This window comes from Cohnella luojiensis (genome assembly GCF_004564235.1).
Lineage (GTDB): Bacteria > Bacillota > Bacilli > Paenibacillales > Paenibacillaceae > Cohnella > Cohnella luojiensis.
Window position 1 is genome coordinate 16,059 of sequence record NZ_SOMN01000040.1, and the last position, 17,310, is coordinate 33,368.

Genomic DNA, 17,310 nt, shown 5'->3' on the forward strand with positions numbered 1-17,310 from the left:
CGAACAAGAATTGCACAATAGGGGAATCGGATTATGAATAATAAAATGCAGGACTTATTCCGCAAATGGCTTCATATTGTGCTTGGATGCATGGTTACGGCCGCCGGTCTAATCCTCCTTAAACATTCGCATATCGTAACCGGTGGAACGGCGGGTCTCGCGCTCGGCATGTCCTATCTATTTCAAACGAAATTCCACTACATGTTCATGCTGCTTAATATTCCGTTCTTTATCTTTTCCTTCTTTAGCATAGGCCGCTCTTTCACGCTGCGAACGATCGTCTCGATCTCCTTATTGTCCGTTATGACTTCCGTCGACCGCTTGTTTTCCGATTTCTCGGTGCCCTCTCTTGCAGGCTCCATCGTTGGCGGGGCTATGATAGGGGTAGGAATTAGCTCCTTGTTCAAACACGGCGCATCTCTCGGGGGCTCCACGATACTGGCGCTCTTCCTGCAGAGAAAATACCAATGGGATCCGGGCAGAACGAACTTCGTTTTCGATTTTCTCGTTGTCCTTACAAGCTTCTCCGCCATTTCGCTTAACAAAGGATTGATCTCCGTCGTGTCTATTGCCGTTACTTCGGGAATTATTTCTCTATATAAAAACAGGTATAGCGGCGCTCGGCGTTCCAAACAGAGTACTCTATCGACTGCCGCAACAACGTAATCGGTTCAAACAAAAACCCACCCGAGGCAAGTTGCCCAAGGTGGGTTTTTTTCTATTTCTTGGATCTAAGGATAACCCACTCTACGACCACAAAGTTCAGTAAAAAAAGCGTAAAATCCAAAAAACCAACCCTTTCAGAATGGAGGTGATTCGGTCTAATTCTATTCAAAATTAGACGAAAATATTAAAAACGCATGCATTTTATTATGTGATCCTCCCCGATTCGTGGTATATCATTGGAAGAGTAAATCGTCACGGACGACTCTCGATAGGGGATACGGATAATGAACGCGCGCATGAAGGAATTCAATCGTCAATGGCTTCAAATCATACTGGGATGCTTGATTACCGCGCTCGGCCTGGTCGTTCTCAAGCATTCGCACGTCGTTACCGGCGGGACCGCGGGACTTTCGCTTAGCCTGTCTTATGTCCTTCATGTAGAATTCCATTACGCGTTCGTTCTTCTGAATATTCCTTTTCTATTGTTTTCTTATTGGAAATTAGGGCGCGCGTTTACGCTTCGAACGATAATCGCGGTCGTCCTCTTATCCGGCATGACTTCCGCAGACAACTTGCTTCCCCACTACTCTTTGCCCGCGCTTGCCGGCTCGATCGTCGGCGGGGCATTCATCGGATTAGGGGTTAGCCTCTTATTTCAATATGGCTCTTCACTTGGCGGCTCCACGATTCTGGTGCTTTACTTCCAGAAGAAATATGGTTGGGACCCGGGCAAGACCAACTTCATCGCGGACGTTCTCGCCTTCGCAGGCTGCCTCTCCGCACTTACCCTGAACCAAGGTTTAATCTCGGTTCTCTCTCTCGCGGTTACATCCGGTTTAATGTCCTTCTATACTAACCGAAACCGAAATCAAGGCCCGCGCCGTTCCGGAAGAGGCAAACTATCTTCCGCCGCCGCAGCTTGATCATAAATCCCTCCCCGGGGAACAAAATAAAGGCGAGAACCCGCGCAGTCGCGGTTTCTCGCCTTTATCCTTTTAAATTCAAAACCTGCGGTTGATTCATAAGTTCATTGCGATTGGTAAATACTTTCATCAACGATTGATGGTTTCACATCATTTTTAATTATTCCAATGGTTTTTGTCGGATAAATGTTGACGTCGGTCGAAAGACGGTGTACTATTCAGTTTACTGACATAGTCAGACACAAACAGAGGATAGATGAGAGGGGTACATTCTATGAAAAGAACAAGTCTATTAACATTGCTGCTCGCGCTAACCGTGGTTTTACTGGCGGCTTGCGGGAAAAACGAATCCGCAACGCCAGCTGAAACGGCTGCTAATACAGAAACATCTAACCCGGCAACGCAAAGCACGTTGGAAGCGATCAAAGCCAGCGGCAAGCTAACCATTGGCACAGAAGGAACATACGCTCCTTTTACCTTCCATGACAAAGACGGAAAGTTGACTGGGTTTGACGTCGAAATCGCGCAAGAAGTCAGTAAACGTCTAGGAGTCGAGGCTGAATTTATCGAGACGCCATGGGATGGTATCATTGCCGGATTGGATGCCAAGAGATTCGACGTCATTTTTAATGAAGTCACGATTACCGATGAACGCAAAGCAAAATACGATTTCTCCGATTCCTACATTGTCTCCAAAGCCGTATTGCTCGTTCATGAAGATAACGATGAAATTAAGAAGCTGGCCGATCTGAAGGGCAAGAAGTCCGCTCAGTCGCTAACGAGTAATCTTACGGTAATTGCCAAAGAGAACGGCGCCGAGATCGTGGGCACGGAAGGCTTTAATCAAGCGATCGACCTGTTGCTTTCGAAACGCGTGGATGCTACCATTAATGACGGCCTGTCTTACCTGGATCTAAAGAAGCAGAAGCCGGATGTGAAGATTAAAGTCGTAGACGAAACAACAGAAGCTTCACAAAGCGCAGCGCTGTTCCGTAAGGGGAATGACGACTTGGTCAAAGCCGTAAACGAAGCCCTAGCCGCAATGAAGAGCGATGGAACTTATCTGGCCATTTCCGAAAAATATTTCGGAGCGGACGTTTCCAAATAAAAAGAGCCGCATAAAGGATGTCTGAACGATGGACGATCGTCAAATACAAATTATAATGGATACCTTTTGGCCCCTGCTTAAGGCAGGGGTTCTTTACACCATTCCGCTCACTTTGATTACATTCGCATTGGGCTTAATAATCGCCGTAATAACCGCACTAATCCGGTTGTCCTCCTGGACGATCCCTAAATTTATTGCAGGCTTCTACGTGTGGATTATCCGAGGAACTCCGCTCTTGGTACAATTATTTATTATATTTTTCGGGTTGCCTAGCGCGGGTATTATTTTAAGTCCATATGTATCGGCTGTTATCGGGCTTTCGCTAAGCGTAGGTGCCTACGGATCGGAAATCGTGCGGGCGGCGATTTTGTCGATTCAGAAGGGCCAATGGGAAGCGGCTTATTCGCTCGGGATGTCCCGAATGCAAGCTTTACGACGCATTATTCTCCCTCAAGCCGCTCGGGTGTCCGTTCCGCCTTTAGGCAACTCCTTCATTAGTCTAGTTAAGGATACTTCGCTTGTGTCCATCATTTCCTTTGTCGAGATGTTCCGAAAGTCGCAAGAGTATGTCGCTTTTTACTATGAACCGTTGCTTTTATATAGCGAAGTCGCAGTCATTTATTTATTATTCTGCTCCGTCTTGACGGTGCTGCAAAATTACGTGGAGAAACGTCTCGATCGTTTCTCCGCCAGCTAAAGGAGACCGTGAGAATGATCGAAATTCGTGGTTTGCATAAATCTTACGGTTCTCTGGAAGTATTAAAAGGCGTTGATCTCACCTTGTCGAAAGGAAAAGTGCTTGTCATCATCGGTCCATCCGGGTCGGGTAAAACAACGCTGTTGCGTTGCTTCAACCTGCTCGAAATGCCTGATCGAGGATCGCTTAAGCTTGGTGAGAACACCTTCGAGTTTCGTGAAGGCGCGAAAATTCCCCAAAAAGACATTTTAGCCTTGCGCAAAGATACGGGGATGGTGTTTCAGTCGCTTAATTTATTCCCGCATATGACTGCTCTCGAGAATGTAATGGAAGCGCAAGTGACGGTTCAGAAGAAGAAGAAAAGCGAGGCTCGAAAACGCGCTGAGGTTCTGCTGGAGAAGGTGGGTCTTGCCGATAAAGCAGACTCCTATCCGCATAAGCTATCGGGAGGACAACAGCAGAGGGTAGCTATCGCTCGGGCCATGGCCCTTGATCCGGAAGTGTTGCTGTTCGACGAGCCAACGTCCGCGCTTGATCCCGAATTGGTCGGAGAGGTGCTGAAGGTGATAAAGCAGTTGGCAGCCGAAGGCATGACGATGGCGATCGTGACGCACGAAATGAAATTCGCCGCGGACGTCGCCGACCATATTCTTCTCATGGACGATGGAATTATTATCGAGCAAGGTTCCCCTCAAGAGGTGCTGAATAACCCGAAATCTTCACGTGCCGTACAATTTCTCAATCACCTGAACGGGAAATCCGATGAATAGCAAGCGCCGTCCCTTCGCAAATGAAAGGACGGCGTTTTTCTTTTCCCATTTACGCGCCTCTTGTAGAAGGCGGACCGATGACGACCGTCTGATCGATCGGCTTAAGCACATGGGCTAGCTGGGCGGCGTTAACTCCGTAGATCAACTGGAATACTTCCGGCGGCGTCTTCCTAAGCACGTCGGACCCGAACACCGTCTGTACCATGCTGTTGTCGAAAAACGCCAGCATATGGGTGCGATCCTCGGTCGCGATTTCCCAATGCCACCAACCCATCGGGATATAGATCGTCTGCGGATTTTTTAGGCGATAAGTCAGAACTTGTAAGGTAAAGGGGTTCAGAACGGAAATAATCGCTTCCCCCTGCACCATATACACGAATTCTGCAGCATTCGGGTGCCAATGCGCCTCTACGCTATGCCCTCTGCTTAGATAGATATCGAGCAAGCCCATGTTTTGAAGCATGGGGGTTTGCCCCGCGAATTGCTGAAGGATGAAGTTCTGGTCATTCCGCTGGAAGAAAACGGATCGGCTTAAGTCGAATGATAAATTTAACGAAGGTGAAGCAAGCGCCGCCGCGGCGATTTCATTTGACATGGGGTAATCCCGCCTTTCAGGTTGGACGGTTCAACTATCATCTCCGTCTGTTCTGATCGGCATATTTTATTCATCCGCCCAGCTAGGCGTGCGCCCCCGGCGTCAGATAAACTTTATAATGTAAAAAATACTTTACACAGTGTATTAAATCTATTACATTATGTACATAATACTTAACTTAAATGAAAAGGTTAACGTATAGGAGGAGTAAAAACATGTCCTATCAAGAAAAAAAGAATATCGTATCTTTACTTGGCACCTTATTGGTTTTTGGATTGTATTGTTTGTATGTATTTCAGAATCACCCCTTCGGGAGTCCAGATTCGACGGATATTTTCCGCTTCTGGGGAGCTTTCATCTTAATCTTAATCCCGGTGTCGATCGTAGCGAAAATCATCATCACGATTGTATTCAACATCATCTACAGAATAACGACGAAAGAAGCGGAACCTTCATTCGCCGATGAGCTTGACAAGTTAATCGAATTGAAAGCCACCAAGAATTCTCATTATGCGTTTACTCTTGGCTTTCTTCTAGCGATGGGATCGCTGGTCATGGATATGCCGCACTCTGCGATGTTCATCATTCTTATTTCCTCAGGGTTAGTGTCGGAGATGGTTGGAGTATTCACGCAGCTCTACCTCTATCGGAAAGGAGTCTAAAATGGGCAAATTTCTCATACGCAATAACGTTCGCAAATTACGTTTTAACCATCATGAAATGACCCAACAACAATTGGCCGAAAAGGTGGGCGTGACGCGACAAACCATCGTAGCCATCGAGAAAGAAAAATACTCGCCTTCTCTGGAATTGGCTTTTCGCATTGCTCTCGTCTTCAACTCGCCATTGGAAGAAGTATTCTTTATCGATAATAAGGAGGAATTCATATAAAAGCGATCGTATGTACCAAATACGGAACGCCGGAAGTTCTTCAGCTTAGAGAAGTAGAAAAACCTGCTCCCAAGGACAATGAAGTACGGATCAGAATACATGCGGGAATCGTAACGCCATCGGACTGCGCCTTTCGAAAGGCTAATCCCTTTATGATCAGATTTATGTACGGTCTCCTAAGACCCAAATATACGATTCTAGGGGTTGAACTGGCAGGGGAAATTGAATCCGTTGGAAAAGATGTGACCTTATTTAAAGAAGGCGACCAGGTTTACGGGTTGAGTCCCAATCGCTTTGGCGCTCATGCCGAGTACATGTGTCTGCCTGAAGACAAACCGGTGGCAATAAAACCGTCCAATATGACCTATGAGGAAGCCGCCGGCGTCTGCGATGGGGCAACAACCGCATTGACGTTCCTTAGAGATAAGGCGAATATTCAGAGCGGACAAAAAGTCCTTATCCATGGCGCTTCCGGAGCGGTAGGCACTTATGCGGTACAGCTTGCCAAATACTACGGGGCGGAAGTTACCGGAGTATGCAGCACAGCGAATTTGGAATTAGTGAAATCTCTGGGAGCCGATAAGGTAATCGATTATACCCAAGAGGACTTTACCAAAAGCGGTCAGACCTATGACGTTATTTTCGACGCGGTAGGCAAGAGTTCATTTTCACGTTGTAAAAGCTCGCTAAAGCAGAGAGGGATCTATCTCTCAACTGTCCCTGCACTGGGAACGATGCTTCAGATGTTATGGACTTCAAAGCTCGGCAGGAAGAAAGCCATTTTTACGGCCGCTGGCTTAAAGCAGAGCAAAGAAAATCTAGTCTTCCTTAAAGAACTATGCGAGGCGGGGAAGATAAAGTCGATCATCGATAGACGCTATCCGCTGGAACATGCAGCCGAGGCTCACAGATATGTGGAAACAGGTCGCAAAAAAGGAAATGTGGTCATAACTAGGTTACTTTAATGTAACTCGGTTACATTAAAGTGCATACTTCCTCTTTTTTTCTAACACGAGCATAATAGCTGAGTACTAGACAAACCTAAAAGTGGAGGAAGATGCACAATGGCAAACGTTTTATTCGTAAAAGCAAACGACCGTCCCTCGGATCAGGCGATCAGCAGTCGTATGTACAATACCTTCTTGGCAAGTTATAAGGAAGCGAATCCGGGCGACGTCATCACCGAGCTGGATCTTTACAACGTCGAGCTGCCGTATTTCGGAAATACGGCGCTGACCGGCCTATATAAGCTAGGGCAAGGTATCGAGCCGAATCCCGAAGAGAAAAGGGCAGCCGAAATTTCTAATCAGTATTTGGACCAATTTCTGGCATCGGACAAAGTCGTAATCGCGTTCCCGCTGTGGAACTTTACAGTCCCGGGTCCTTTGATCACTTATATTTCATACTTGTCGCAAGCAGGACGAACGTTCAGCTATACTTCGGAAGGCCCGATCGGTCTTGCCGGAGACAAAAAAGTCGCTTTGCTGACAGCACGCGGAGGCGACTATTCGCTGGACGTTATGGAGCCGATGGAAATGGCATTGAAATATGTAAAGACGATTATCAGCTTTTGGGGAATCCATCAGCCTGAATCCGTCGTGATCCAAGGTCATGCGCAATATTCGGACCGCGCGGCGCAAATTATTGAGAGCGGTTTGAATGAAACAGCCGCGGCCGCAGCCGCATTCTAGTCCTCTTAGTCTCGACAATAAAAATAAGCCACGGCTTAAAGCCGTGGCTTATTTTTTATTCGTTCACTCAAGCTACTTGGCGCAAAAGTCAGGTCTGTACTTTCTGGATTTCTCTTTTAAGCTGTATATGCTTTATATGGGTCATTCCCCATAAATGCATCGCCCTTAATATCGGCTCGACGGAATAGCCGTATTCGGATAGCGAATACTCCACCTTGGGAGGAACGACAGGATAGACTACGCGCCGTACAATGTCTTGCTCTTCCAACTCTCGCAATTGCGAGGTCAGCATCTTCTTCGTAATGTTGGGGATACTATTCTGCAGCTCGCTGAAACGCTTAGTGCCTTGAAAGAGGAAATACAGAATGGAAATCTTCCATTTTCCAGTGAGAACTTCCAGTGCCGGTTCGACCGTACAATACTCCAAATCGTGTTTCATCATCGGGACTCCTCACGGGGTTCTCTAAATGCTGCATTGCGAGAAAATATATCGATTCTTTGGATACATAATAACATGTACGGGTCGCGGTCGCAAAACAAACCGCAGCTCTTCCGGTTGCAGAAAAGCCATTCCTTATCTCCTAATGTCTCATAAGGTTTCCCGAATGATACTATGACACTTTAATGTACCTACTTCGCAAAAGGTAACCTTAGGTCCATAATGACGTTGTAGCCGATTCACTCTAAATCGGCGCCGAATATATCTTATAGGAAGCAGGTGCAATAATGACTAATCAATCCACAACTGCAGATATAACAAAGGTCCCTTCCAGATTTGAGATCGGCCTCTACACCTTCGGAGATCTCGTTCCCAAACAAGATGGCAGCGGGACGATAAGCGCGAAGCAGCGCCTCCGGGAAATCGTCGACGCTGCCAAACTGGCCGACGAAGCCGGACTTGATATCTTCGGCGTTGGCGAGCATCATAGGCTGGATTTCGCAGCCACCTCCACGCCCGTGGTTCTCGCCGCTATCGCCCAAGCAACGGAACGAATCAAGTTAACTAGCGCGACCACGGTGCTGAGCACCATAGACCCTGTGCGGCTGTTCGAAGATTTTGCGACCGTGGATTTGCTATCCGACGGCCGCACCGAAATCATTGCGGGCCGAGGAGCTTTCGTCGACTCCTTCCCGCTGTTTGGATACAATCTCGACGATTATAACCGTTTATTCTCCGAGAAGATCGACCTGCTCATGAAGCTTGGCGAACGTGAGAGAATTACTTGGAAAGGCCATTTCCGCAGCGATTTGAACGATCTGGAAATCGCTCCTCGTCCCGCTCAATCGGTAATGCCGATTTGGATCGGCGTTGGCGGGACTCCGGAGAGCGCCGTGAATGCCGGTCGGCTCGGCCTTGGCATGGCGCTTTCACTTCTAGGCGGAGAGCCAGAACGCGCGAAGCCCCTCGTCGATTTGTATCGGGAGGCAGGCCTCAGAGCCGGCCACCATCCATCGAAGCTTAGAGTCGCCGTCACCAGTCACGGCTACGTCGGCGAGACCTCCCAGCAAGCGCGGGAAGAGTTTTACCCGTATTACAGCAGCTACTTCGAACAATTCCTGGGGCGGCGGACGGGAAGAGGCAGAATGTCTCTCGCCGAATTCGAGCAGCTGGCCAGACCTGAAACCGCGCTTGCCGTCGGCAGTCCTCAGCAAGTGATCGAGAAGATTCTGCACCAACACGAGGTGTTCGGACATAGCCGCTTTATAGCCCAGCTAGATATCGGCGGAATGCCTTATTCCCAGGTTGCGAAAACGATTGAACTTCTGGCCGCCAAAGTCGCGCCCGTCGTTCGGCGCGAGCTGGCTCGCTGATACTTCATTTACAAGACGACTTTCCATCGAGCCTTTCGGATGGAAAGTCGTCTTTCTTTTGTCCATGTTGTCCTAATTCCTCGATAAGTCTATATAATATTCGGTAGGTTTCCCGACGATATATAAAATGAAAGAATGTGAATCAGTTTGTTAGGAGAGGAAATGAATAGATGAACAACAAAGTCGAATCTCTCGAAAGTCTTATTTCACTGCTGCCTATCATTCAGGCGGCCGTTCCGGCGGATATGTCTATCGCTGTGTGCGATCTTACCAAATTCATTGCTTATTATCCAGGAGAAAATATCAGCCTCGGAATCAACGTTGGGCATGAATTAAATCCCGATGAGCCGCTCATGACCGCCATGCTGGAAAACAAATACTTCAGGGGAGATGTTCCAGCCGAGTTCTACGGCTTCGAGTTCACCGGTACGGCTATTCCGGTTCACAATGAACAGGGCGTCGTCATCGGCGGAGTCGCCGTCCAAATTCGAAGGCACAGCGAACTGATCGAACTCGCCAAACAAATCGTTATTGCCCTGTCCCAAGCAAACGAAAGAATCGTTAAGGCTGTTAACGGATCCAACGTCATAGCCGATCTCAACCGCCAGTTGCTTGTGTTGTCGCAAGAGGGGAGCGAAAGCGTAGAAAAGACGGATCAAGTGGTATCGATTATTAAAAACGTCGCCGATCAGTCGAATTTACTCGGCTTGAACGCCTCGATTGAAGCGGCGCATGCCGGGGATAAGGGGCGCGGCTTCGGCATCGTCGCCAGTGAAATTCGCAAGCTGTCTCAGGAAACGATCAATTCGACGAAGGATATCCACCAAACGCTTCAGGCACTTAAGGAAGTGACACTTCAGATCGGAGACGCGATCAGCCAAGTGGCTTCGATCAGCAAGGAGCAGGCGGTATCGACAGAGCAAATATCGGAGTTTATCCAAGAAATTCAAGAGATGACGGGTCAATTAAACGATTTTGCCCGCAAGCTGTAACAAGAGAAAGCAAAACCCACTCAAGGCTCCCTAGGCTAAGGTGGGTTTTCGGTTTAAAAGGCCGAGTTTGGGAATCATTGATCGCTGATCCGCCCCCACAATTTACCATCCACATTTTACCACGAAATAATTGGCTAATCTTACTAACTTTAACCGTCCTGCGTTCCGATATTACAAGAGAAGCTTACAGACACCTAGATCAAAGGAGCGCACGAAACAATGAATAACATCTCGTTCAAGACCAAACTACTTCTTTTGCTTTTTGTTCCCCTGCTCTTGTTCGCATCGACAGCCGTCTATCTCTTGCAACTGAATTCCTCCAATATCGGCAAGCTGACAAGAATACTTTACGAGACTAGCAATCGGTCGACCACGCTCGTCCTTAATGCAGACAGGGACATGTACCAAGCCTTAAGCGCCTACCAGAAAATGCAATCTGCGTATGTAACCCCGGCAGATAAAGAGAGCGCTCACAAAGATCTCAAGGAAAACGTTTCCCAAGCGAACGATCGCATCGGACAAGCCCTCGAGATCATCAAGGAGCAGGGATTAACCGGATTAACGCACGACGTAAGCGGTAAATCCATTGAATCAACCATTAAAGAAGTTACGCCGCTTTTTAATAATTGGGAACAACAAGCCGAGAACCATATCAAAGACAATTCCTTTACTGCGGAGAGCGAGACCAAAATGCACGCCTTATTCGAAGAAGCTCGCGGCAATATTAACGAATTCGGCGAAATCCTCGAAAGCTATACGATGAATGAAGTCAGCATCATGAAGAGCAATATGAAGCAAACGAACGTCGTGACTTACAGTGCCATGATCGCCGGATGGATTCTGTTATCCTTGTTCGGAATGCTCCTGATTCGCAAAGTCAGCCACACGGTGGCTCTAGTGCAGACCAAAACCAAGCAGGTATCCGAAGGAGATCTGAAGTACAGTCCTCAGAAAAAATACGACAAAGACGAACTAGGACAAATCCTGTTCTCCGTGGACAGCATGATCGGAAAAATGCGCGAGCTCATCAGCAGCATCGCCGACAATACCAGTAAGGTAGCAACCGCCTCTGAAGAGCTGTCGCTAAGCGCGCAGGAATCCGCCGCCGCGGCAACCCATGTTGCGGAAAATATCCAAGAGATGACCTCTCTCGCGGACGTGCAGTCCACCATTGCCGAAGAAGCTAGTAAAGCGATGGAAGAAATGTCCGTCGGCGTTCAGAGAATAGCCGAAAGCACGAATCGAATATCCGATCACTCCCACCAAACGAATGCTCAGGCAGATCAAGGAATGGACAAGCTGCAGAAATTACGGGAGCAGCTGGAACAGATGATGGAAACGATCCAACTTTTAAATCGCAGCATTGCCGTATTAAACGACAAATCGGCTAAAATAGGCGCCATTACTGAAAATATCACCAGCTTTGCCAACCAGACTGGTATTCTTTCGCTTAATGCTTCCATTGAAGCGGCAAGAGCAGGTGAACATGGCAGAGGCTTCGCCGTTGTCGCTCAAGAAATCCGGAAGCTCGCAACGAGTTCTCTTGAATCCGCTGAGATCATTAACGAGCTTATCGCCGATACAAGAGGCGAGATTGGCCATGCATCCGAGTTTATGAGAACTACCGTTTCGCAGAGTGAGAGAGGAACATCCTTTATGGATGACGTATCTCATGGCTTTGAATCCATTGTCGAATCCATTAAGCAGGTCACTGAACAAATTCATGATGCGTCAGCGGTTACGGAGCAAATGTCCGCCAGCTCCGAGGAAGTCTCCGCCAGCATGGATCAATCGTCTTCTTCGGTGAAAGATATCGCCGGCAAAGCTCAGAACGTCTCCGCCGCCACGGAAGAACAGCTTGCTCTCGTAGAGAATATTGCCCATTCGGCAGAGCAGTTGCAAACCATCGTGAATAACTTGAATAGTTCGGTCCGTTTTTTTAAACTTTAAGGTACGGAAGATAGGGATTCACGATAATGACAAAAACCCGGTGTTTCCTCGTTCGAGGGAAACACCGGGTTTTTTGCGGATGGGTTAACGATCCCCGTAACGCCTAACTAGGCTCCCGCATAGGATAACCCAAGTTCGAAAAACGGAGGTCATCACCATGAGCTCGCAAATTATGGAACAGCAAAGGCTGACGCCGATCTATCAGTGCAATTCCAATGTCCATCAGACGTTGCAATCCGTCAAAGACCATCTTCATCAGTTGTGCACTGACCACTCTAATCGGCTGGTGAAGGTCGAGACAATGGATGGCGACGTCTTTGAAGGGCACATCGTTCATTGCGACAGGGGAATTCTCCACCTTAGCCTGTCGAATGAAGGTTACGCTCGCGCTTTTTTCCCAGGCCCCCCGCCCCCATACTACTACAATAACTTCGTGTTGCCTCTAGTTCTATTTAACCTTCTCGCTATATCGCTGCTCTAAGAAAGCAAGGATAGTTAAATACCAAAGGAGTGATCAACTTGGCCTTTACGCCTCCATTCGGACAACAAGGCGGGATACAGCCCCCCTCTTCGCCGCCGCCTCAAACGATTCCTCCGCAGCCCCTTGCAGCAACGCTTGCCGTTGATCCGGGAGCAATCTCCGGCTGCTTGTTTCGCTATACTTATATTTGGCCGCGAGGCGGACCAGGTTTCTGGTTTTACCCCGTCTTCGTAGGTCGAACTTCCGTTGCGGGTTTTAGATGGAACGGTTTCTTCTGGATGTTCTCGGGCTACGATCTTCAGAGAATCGAATCGTTTTCGTGCTTTTGACGGCGTATCGCATCCCTCTTACTTCGCAAAGCGATGAGACCCGACCGTATCGATCACCGTAAGACTGGACCAGAACGAACCCTTGGTCACCTTAGGATTGTAAAAATAAACGGCATCCTCAACATTGTTCTTGCCGTTCAATGCGTCCTTGGCAGCGCGCAGCGCGTTTGCTTTCGGTACGCTTCTATCCAATAACCCGTTATGAGCGGGCGGGAACTGTTTTCCGGAATAGATCACATCCCGGATCGTCTTCGGAAAACGCGAGTCCTTCACCCGGTTAAGAATGACATTCGCTACCGCTAACTGGCTTTCATAGGACTCATTCCCAGCCTCAATCTGCGTTATCTTGGCTAACAACAGCCGATCTGATTCAGTGAAAGGCTTCGCCTCACGGCCAAAAATGGACGGGATCACCACACGAAGCTTCGTACCCGCCTCGATGCTGTCCTTATTGTCCAGACCATTGCGCTTTAGAAGCTCAACATTACTGCTGCCCGCTTGCTCGCTGATCTCAGTCAATCCGATTTGTTCCGTCACAACGGCTAGCGGAACCGATTCAAGCCAAGCAGTCTGCTCCTCATCGTTCCAGCTCACCTTCGCATGCAACAGCTCCGCGGCATCACGCAACGGAATATACATCCGTCCTTCTGCCTGGAATGGAAATGCATCCATAACATAACGTGCGCCATTAAAGTAGACGACCGGCACGCCGTTGCCTAATACAATGCGATCTCCGTACGCCGTATTAATCGTAGCTTCTTCATTGTCCTGATCCCAGACGACTCGTGCTCCGAACATCTTAGATAATTGCGCAACAGGCAGATACAGTCTGCCCGCCATTACTCTCACAGGATCAGTTAGCTGTACTTCTTTCCCGTCTAACTTGATCGTCACATGTTCCGCCGCTGCGATCAACTTCCCCTGAGCGGCAATTGCGGTAAGCGGCATTGTTGCCAACAAGAGCAGAGCCCAGACAGCTATGAGAATAGGCTTGCCAATCGGCTTCTTCATCTTCTTTCCCAAATTCATATCGGACTCCCCTCGTCAACCTTCTGTTTTCAAGGTATCCGAAAACGATCGCAGCTGTAAAGTTTATGAGAGTTATTTCATTTTTCTACTGCCAGGTATTGATCATCGACTCTGCATCAACATTCAGAATGGCTTTAGCACCATCTGTAATGTTGGCGTCTAATGCTTCATTGTTTAAGTGTTTTATAAAATCGCGCATATGTTTAGTCGCTTGATCCTGCTTCCCAATATCAAGTTGCTGCTGAGCCTGTTTTAAAGAATTGGTTAGCTGGGGTATCATCGCTCCGCTTAGTTCTCCGGAATCCGTGAAACGTTCGATTAAACGATTCATGGAATCCACGCTCGTTATAACCTTGAATTCGAATGTGCTCTGAAGCTTGTTTCCTAATTCATCCTCAATCGTTACGGTTGCCGTCTTATCTCCTAAGTTTCCTGCCATATCAATATCTATGCTTTGCTCTAACTGTGGATTAATAGGATATTCCTTGCCGTCAATCGTGATTATTGCAGATCTTATTTCCGATAAATTATCCCATACGTTAAAGTTCAGAACCTTATAGTCTTCAATGGAATCGCCTTCTGCTAAAGCATTCCCGTTTGCAGAAAGAGAGTATGAAGGCAAATCCTTAAAGTCTACCGTTATTCCGCTTGATACATTTCCTGACGTATCTACATTCTTTATCAAGAGGGTATAGTTCTTGCCCTTCTCCGTTCCTGATATCACAGCGGTTTGTATTCCTCTATTTACCTCCACTAAGTTTCCAACCTGTTGTCCATTGCTGGATAAAGTAATTTGCACTTTTTGACCATCAACATCATAAGGGCCATCCCAATAAAGCTTAATATTGTCGGCTCCCCTAATGACCTGAACATTCTCCACCTCTCCCGGAGGAACATTGTCCGTCACAGGCACAGGCGGTGGAAGCGGAGTCGTAAATACCGCTGGATCGCCGAAAGTAAATTTATCTAGATTATACAACCAGTCTCCTCCCTTAAATAACAGGAAAACAATATGCTTTCCCGTCACGGGAGCCGTTACATCCGCCTGGGTAACCGCGAAATTCTGCCAACCGCCGGTCCCTGGAACTGTACTGGTTGCTATTACAGGGCCATTCATGCTGTCTATTCTTACTTCAATCGTTCCTCCGCTCGTATCGCTTGCCGCATTTACGGAAAATTTCGACGGGCTTGAACTGCCGAAGTCAATATAGTTGTACATGGCATAAGGGTTATTAGGACCATATACTCCCGCTAGGTAGGTTTGCCCTCCACCGCTCTCCGTACCGAAACCTACGCCGCTGGTATATTTCTCGGCCTCCAGCTTGCCATAAGCATCTAGTGCTTTACCCTTCACTGTCGTAAAAGTGATCCAGTCCAAGTTAAAGGGCGAGTCGCTTCCATTTGTTCCATGAAAAATAAGATATACATCATGAACGCCTACTGCCAAGTTATCATCAACATTAGACATAATGTCTGCCCAGCTATCCCAATTTCCTAAAGCCGGAATTCCGATAATTGCTGCAGTTGGCCCGTCCAAGCTATCCAACTTAACTTCAATCGTTCCGCCTTGATTGCCGCTTGTTACATGAGCGGTAACTCCGGCAGCACCCGTTCCAAAGTCGATTTCTTTGTAAAAGGTATAAGAGTTATTGTGAATATTGTCCAAAAATCCCCAATCCGGATTTTTGCTTACGCCCGAACTACCGTCATAATCTCCAGCCTTAAGCCGTGCATACGCATCCGTTTTTGTCGGATCCGTCATGGTGAACTTAAACCAGTTTAGATTAAATAAGTATTGATCGTTAGTTTTGGTGAAGACCAGATATACATCATGCAATCCTGTTATCGTACTTGGATTTCCCTGATCATCTTTAAGTAACGTAACGGCATCCGTATAATTATTCCATCCGCCTGTTCCTTGAACGTTTAAAGTACCTGCTTTGGGACCATCTAACGAATCAAGCCTAATTTCTATATTGCCTCCGCCTGTTCCGCTAGCCGCTCTTGCAATGAATCCTATAGCGCCAGCGGAGCCAAAATCCACATTTTTATACGCTGCGTAGAATCCAGGCTGAATCCCACCCAATTGCAGCGTTCCTTCCACGCTGCCTTCCATTCCAAATCCAGTGCCCGTATTATAGCTCTCTGCTTCTATTTTATTGTAGGGATTTTTAACGGCATATTTTAGATCGACTTCCTGCGGTTTTAGAACAGTTAACGCCTCGACGGCAGCCGCCGATGACCACGATTCATAGGTTCCGGAAAGCAACTGCCCTGCCCAGTTTCCATCCACTATATTGTCTGGGCTTCTATTGTTCCATGCCATTTGCCTATTGAAAGCAAGCCAGTAGTTAAAGTCGCTGCTAAACTGCTGATATGCACTTTCGCTTCGCTCGTTTACGGCTTTTTGAAGATAGGCCAGATTACGAATTAATATCGTTTTACCGCCCTTTAAGTCCCCATTCGGCCCTTCATAGCGCAACAAATTATTTGCGTCTACCAGATGGTTTTTGGTAAAGCTTGCCGCTTTCACTGCATCGTCAAGATATACCGCGTTTCCGGTTATTTGATACAGCCCTACTGCTGCACCTATGAAAGTACCCTGATTATAGTGAGTGGCATCAGGGACAGCGCCATTTTCAACCTCTATACGGTCAAAAACCTTTCCATTGCCATCAGTAAGCATAGTTTTACCCCATCTGAATATACGGGTAGCTGCTTCTAAATAATGATCATCTTTTGTAATGTTATAAAGATAAACAGCCGCCTGGGAAGCCGGGAAATTAATGCAGGCATTCTTGGTGTTATGCTCCGTATTCAACCACCAGATCCCGCCGTTAGCGAAGGTGTCATCCCATTGCGTATCATATACAAAGTCGAAATAATACTTCGCCTTCTCTAAATATTTGGGGTCGTTGGTTATTTCATAAGCTCTTGCGCACGCCATCGCCCACCACATAATATCATCGTTGAAATGATTATTCGTCCAATCTTCTCCGTACTTTGCTACCGTACCATCGAATATATCGTCAATCTGAGTTCTAAGCTTCGATTTCAAGGCAGCATCCGATGTATTAACATAGGCGTCCATCACCATTTCCCAAAGCTCCGCTTCTACCCAGAAGCCTTGATAGTTGTTGCCGCGATTAGAATTCGTCCAGTAATACTTTGCATTACTATCCCAGAACATGGCGTTAAATGCCTCGATCGCAGCGTCTGCATCCGATGAAGTATTTGCGGATGCTTCAGTCGTTCTAATGGAAGACACCGAAGTGAAGGTTAAGGTAAACGCCAAGGTCAACATTAAGAGTTTGAATGTTACGCTTTTTACCTGTCTCATAAATTCCCTCCATTGTATGGATGAGAAGAGAGCCGA

The 17,310-nt window shown here is 47.4% G+C and carries 17 protein-coding genes and 1 pseudogene; 14 read left to right on the forward strand and 4 right to left on the reverse strand.

What is annotated here, in order from left to right; genetic code table 11:
• The first annotated feature begins 33 nt into the window (after positions 1 to 33).
• From E2980_RS20685 to E2980_RS20705, 5 genes are all read left to right on the forward strand, one after another.
• Positions 34 to 666, forward strand: a complete 633-nt coding sequence (locus E2980_RS20685; protein ID WP_135154128.1) for a YitT family protein — start codon at positions 34 to 36, stop codon at positions 664 to 666.
• A 284-nt stretch (positions 667 to 950) separates the two neighbouring features.
• A complete protein-coding gene (locus tag E2980_RS20690; protein ID WP_135154129.1) occupies positions 951 to 1,589 on the forward strand; it encodes a YitT family protein in 639 nt (212 codons plus the stop codon).
• A 274-nt stretch (positions 1,590 to 1,863) separates the two neighbouring features.
• Complete coding sequence (locus E2980_RS20695; protein ID WP_135154130.1) at positions 1,864 to 2,697, forward strand: amino acid ABC transporter substrate-binding protein; 834 nt, start codon at positions 1,864 to 1,866, stop codon at positions 2,695 to 2,697.
• A gap of 28 nt (positions 2,698 to 2,725) precedes the next feature.
• Complete coding sequence (locus E2980_RS20700) at positions 2,726 to 3,394, forward strand: amino acid ABC transporter permease (protein WP_135154131.1); 669 nt, start codon at positions 2,726 to 2,728, stop codon at positions 3,392 to 3,394.
• Between the two features lie 14 nt (positions 3,395 to 3,408).
• Positions 3,409 to 4,164 (forward strand): amino acid ABC transporter ATP-binding protein, encoded by a 756-nt coding sequence (locus E2980_RS20705; protein ID WP_135154132.1) that lies wholly within the window; start codon positions 3,409 to 3,411, stop codon positions 4,162 to 4,164.
• Positions 4,165 to 4,213: 49 nt separating this feature from the next.
• Here E2980_RS20705 and E2980_RS20710 read toward each other — a convergent pair whose 3' ends face one another.
• Entirely contained in the window at positions 4,214 to 4,759 is a 546-nt protein-coding gene (locus E2980_RS20710; protein ID WP_135154133.1) for a cupin domain-containing protein, read from the reverse strand.
• A 215-nt stretch (positions 4,760 to 4,974) separates the two neighbouring features.
• Between E2980_RS20710 and E2980_RS20715 the strand changes: the two genes are divergently transcribed.
• The 4 genes and pseudogenes from E2980_RS20715 to E2980_RS20730 all read left to right on the forward strand — a co-directional run bounded on the left by E2980_RS20715 (position 4,975) and on the right by E2980_RS20730 (position 7,341).
• Positions 4,975 to 5,421 carry a hypothetical protein gene (locus E2980_RS20715; RefSeq protein ID WP_135154134.1) on the forward strand — a complete coding sequence of 149 codons (447 nt, stop codon included), beginning with the start codon at positions 4,975 to 4,977 and terminating at the stop codon, positions 5,419 to 5,421.
• 1 nt (position 5,422) lies between these two features.
• Positions 5,423 to 5,650, forward strand: coding sequence for a helix-turn-helix transcriptional regulator (locus tag E2980_RS20720; protein ID WP_135154135.1), 228 nt, complete (start codon positions 5,423 to 5,425; stop codon positions 5,648 to 5,650).
• Positions 5,647 to 6,615, forward strand: a complete 969-nt coding sequence (locus E2980_RS20725; RefSeq protein ID WP_135154136.1) for an NAD(P)-dependent alcohol dehydrogenase — start codon at positions 5,647 to 5,649, stop codon at positions 6,613 to 6,615. Before E2980_RS20720 ends, E2980_RS20725 begins: the two co-directional genes overlap by 4 nt.
• Before the next feature lie 82 nt (positions 6,616 to 6,697).
• A pseudogene (locus E2980_RS20730) lies at positions 6,698 to 7,341 on the forward strand (FMN-dependent NADH-azoreductase).
• A gap of 88 nt (positions 7,342 to 7,429) precedes the next feature.
• Here the strand turns inward: E2980_RS20730 and E2980_RS20735 are convergent.
• Positions 7,430 to 7,780 (reverse strand): winged helix-turn-helix transcriptional regulator, encoded by a 351-nt coding sequence (locus E2980_RS20735; protein ID WP_135154138.1) that lies wholly within the window; start codon positions 7,778 to 7,780, stop codon positions 7,430 to 7,432.
• 287 nt (positions 7,781 to 8,067) lie between these two features.
• Here E2980_RS20735 and E2980_RS20740 point away from each other — a divergent pair, with 287 nt between their 5' ends.
• The 5 genes from E2980_RS20740 (at position 8,068) to E2980_RS20760 (ending at position 12,905) form a co-directional block, all read left to right on the forward strand.
• The gene (locus E2980_RS20740; protein WP_135154139.1) at positions 8,068 to 9,153 is read left to right on the forward strand and encodes an LLM class flavin-dependent oxidoreductase; all 1,086 of its coding nucleotides are present in this window, start codon (positions 8,068 to 8,070) and stop codon (positions 9,151 to 9,153) included.
• Between the two features lie 170 nt (positions 9,154 to 9,323).
• Positions 9,324 to 10,145, forward strand: coding sequence for a methyl-accepting chemotaxis protein (locus E2980_RS20745; protein ID WP_135154140.1), 822 nt, complete (start codon positions 9,324 to 9,326; stop codon positions 10,143 to 10,145).
• Between the two features lie 219 nt (positions 10,146 to 10,364).
• Positions 10,365 to 12,095, forward strand: coding sequence for a methyl-accepting chemotaxis protein (locus E2980_RS20750; protein ID WP_135154141.1), 1,731 nt, complete (start codon positions 10,365 to 10,367; stop codon positions 12,093 to 12,095).
• 157 nt (positions 12,096 to 12,252) lie between these two features.
• On the forward strand, positions 12,253 to 12,576 hold the full coding sequence (locus E2980_RS20755; RefSeq protein ID WP_135154142.1) for a hypothetical protein: 324 nt from the start codon (positions 12,253 to 12,255) through the stop codon (positions 12,574 to 12,576).
• A 29-nt stretch (positions 12,577 to 12,605) separates the two neighbouring features.
• Positions 12,606 to 12,905 (forward strand): transporter, encoded by a 300-nt coding sequence (locus tag E2980_RS20760; RefSeq protein WP_338080734.1) that lies wholly within the window; start codon positions 12,606 to 12,608, stop codon positions 12,903 to 12,905.
• Between the two features lie 18 nt (positions 12,906 to 12,923).
• On the opposite strand, the gene E2980_RS20765 is transcribed toward E2980_RS20760, so the two are convergent.
• Together E2980_RS20765 and E2980_RS20770 are read right to left on the reverse strand one after the other, a co-directional pair.
• The gene (locus E2980_RS20765; protein ID WP_240703124.1) at positions 12,924 to 13,934 is read right to left on the reverse strand and encodes a cell wall hydrolase; all 1,011 of its coding nucleotides are present in this window, start codon (positions 13,932 to 13,934) and stop codon (positions 12,924 to 12,926) included.
• Positions 13,935 to 14,019: 85 nt separating this feature from the next.
• Entirely contained in the window at positions 14,020 to 17,274 is a 3,255-nt protein-coding gene (locus E2980_RS20770; protein WP_135154144.1) for a carbohydrate-binding protein, read from the reverse strand.
• Between the last annotated feature and the right edge of the window lie 36 nt (positions 17,275 to 17,310).

Bases quoted from the DNA above. Each gene is read 5' to 3' on its own strand.
- E2980_RS20685 (WP_135154128.1), top strand. From the start codon at position 34: ATGAATAATAAAATGCAGGACTTATTCCGCAAATGGCTTCATATTGTG.
- E2980_RS20690 (WP_135154129.1), top strand. From the start codon at position 951: ATGAACGCGCGCATGAAGGAATTCAATCGTCAATGGCTTCAAATCATA.
- E2980_RS20695 (WP_135154130.1), top strand. From the start codon at position 1,864: ATGAAAAGAACAAGTCTATTAACATTGCTGCTCGCGCTAACCGTGGTT.
- E2980_RS20700 (WP_135154131.1), top strand. From the start codon at position 2,726: ATGGACGATCGTCAAATACAAATTATAATGGATACCTTTTGGCCCCTG.
- E2980_RS20705 (WP_135154132.1), top strand. From the start codon at position 3,409: ATGATCGAAATTCGTGGTTTGCATAAATCTTACGGTTCTCTGGAAGTA.
- E2980_RS20710 (WP_135154133.1), bottom strand. From the start codon at position 4,759: ATGTCAAATGAAATCGCCGCGGCGGCGCTTGCTTCACCTTCGTTAAAT.
- E2980_RS20715 (WP_135154134.1), top strand. From the start codon at position 4,975: ATGTCCTATCAAGAAAAAAAGAATATCGTATCTTTACTTGGCACCTTA.
- E2980_RS20720 (WP_135154135.1), top strand. From the start codon at position 5,423: ATGGGCAAATTTCTCATACGCAATAACGTTCGCAAATTACGTTTTAAC.
- E2980_RS20735 (WP_135154138.1), bottom strand. From the start codon at position 7,780: ATGAAACACGATTTGGAGTATTGTACGGTCGAACCGGCACTGGAAGTT.
- E2980_RS20740 (WP_135154139.1), top strand. From the start codon at position 8,068: ATGACTAATCAATCCACAACTGCAGATATAACAAAGGTCCCTTCCAGA.
- E2980_RS20745 (WP_135154140.1), top strand. From the start codon at position 9,324: ATGAACAACAAAGTCGAATCTCTCGAAAGTCTTATTTCACTGCTGCCT.
- E2980_RS20750 (WP_135154141.1), top strand. From the start codon at position 10,365: ATGAATAACATCTCGTTCAAGACCAAACTACTTCTTTTGCTTTTTGTT.
- E2980_RS20755 (WP_135154142.1), top strand. From the start codon at position 12,253: ATGAGCTCGCAAATTATGGAACAGCAAAGGCTGACGCCGATCTATCAG.
- E2980_RS20765 (WP_240703124.1), bottom strand. From the start codon at position 13,934: ATGAATTTGGGAAAGAAGATGAAGAAGCCGATTGGCAAGCCTATTCTC.
- E2980_RS20770 (WP_135154144.1), bottom strand. From the start codon at position 17,274: ATGAGACAGGTAAAAAGCGTAACATTCAAACTCTTAATGTTGACCTTG.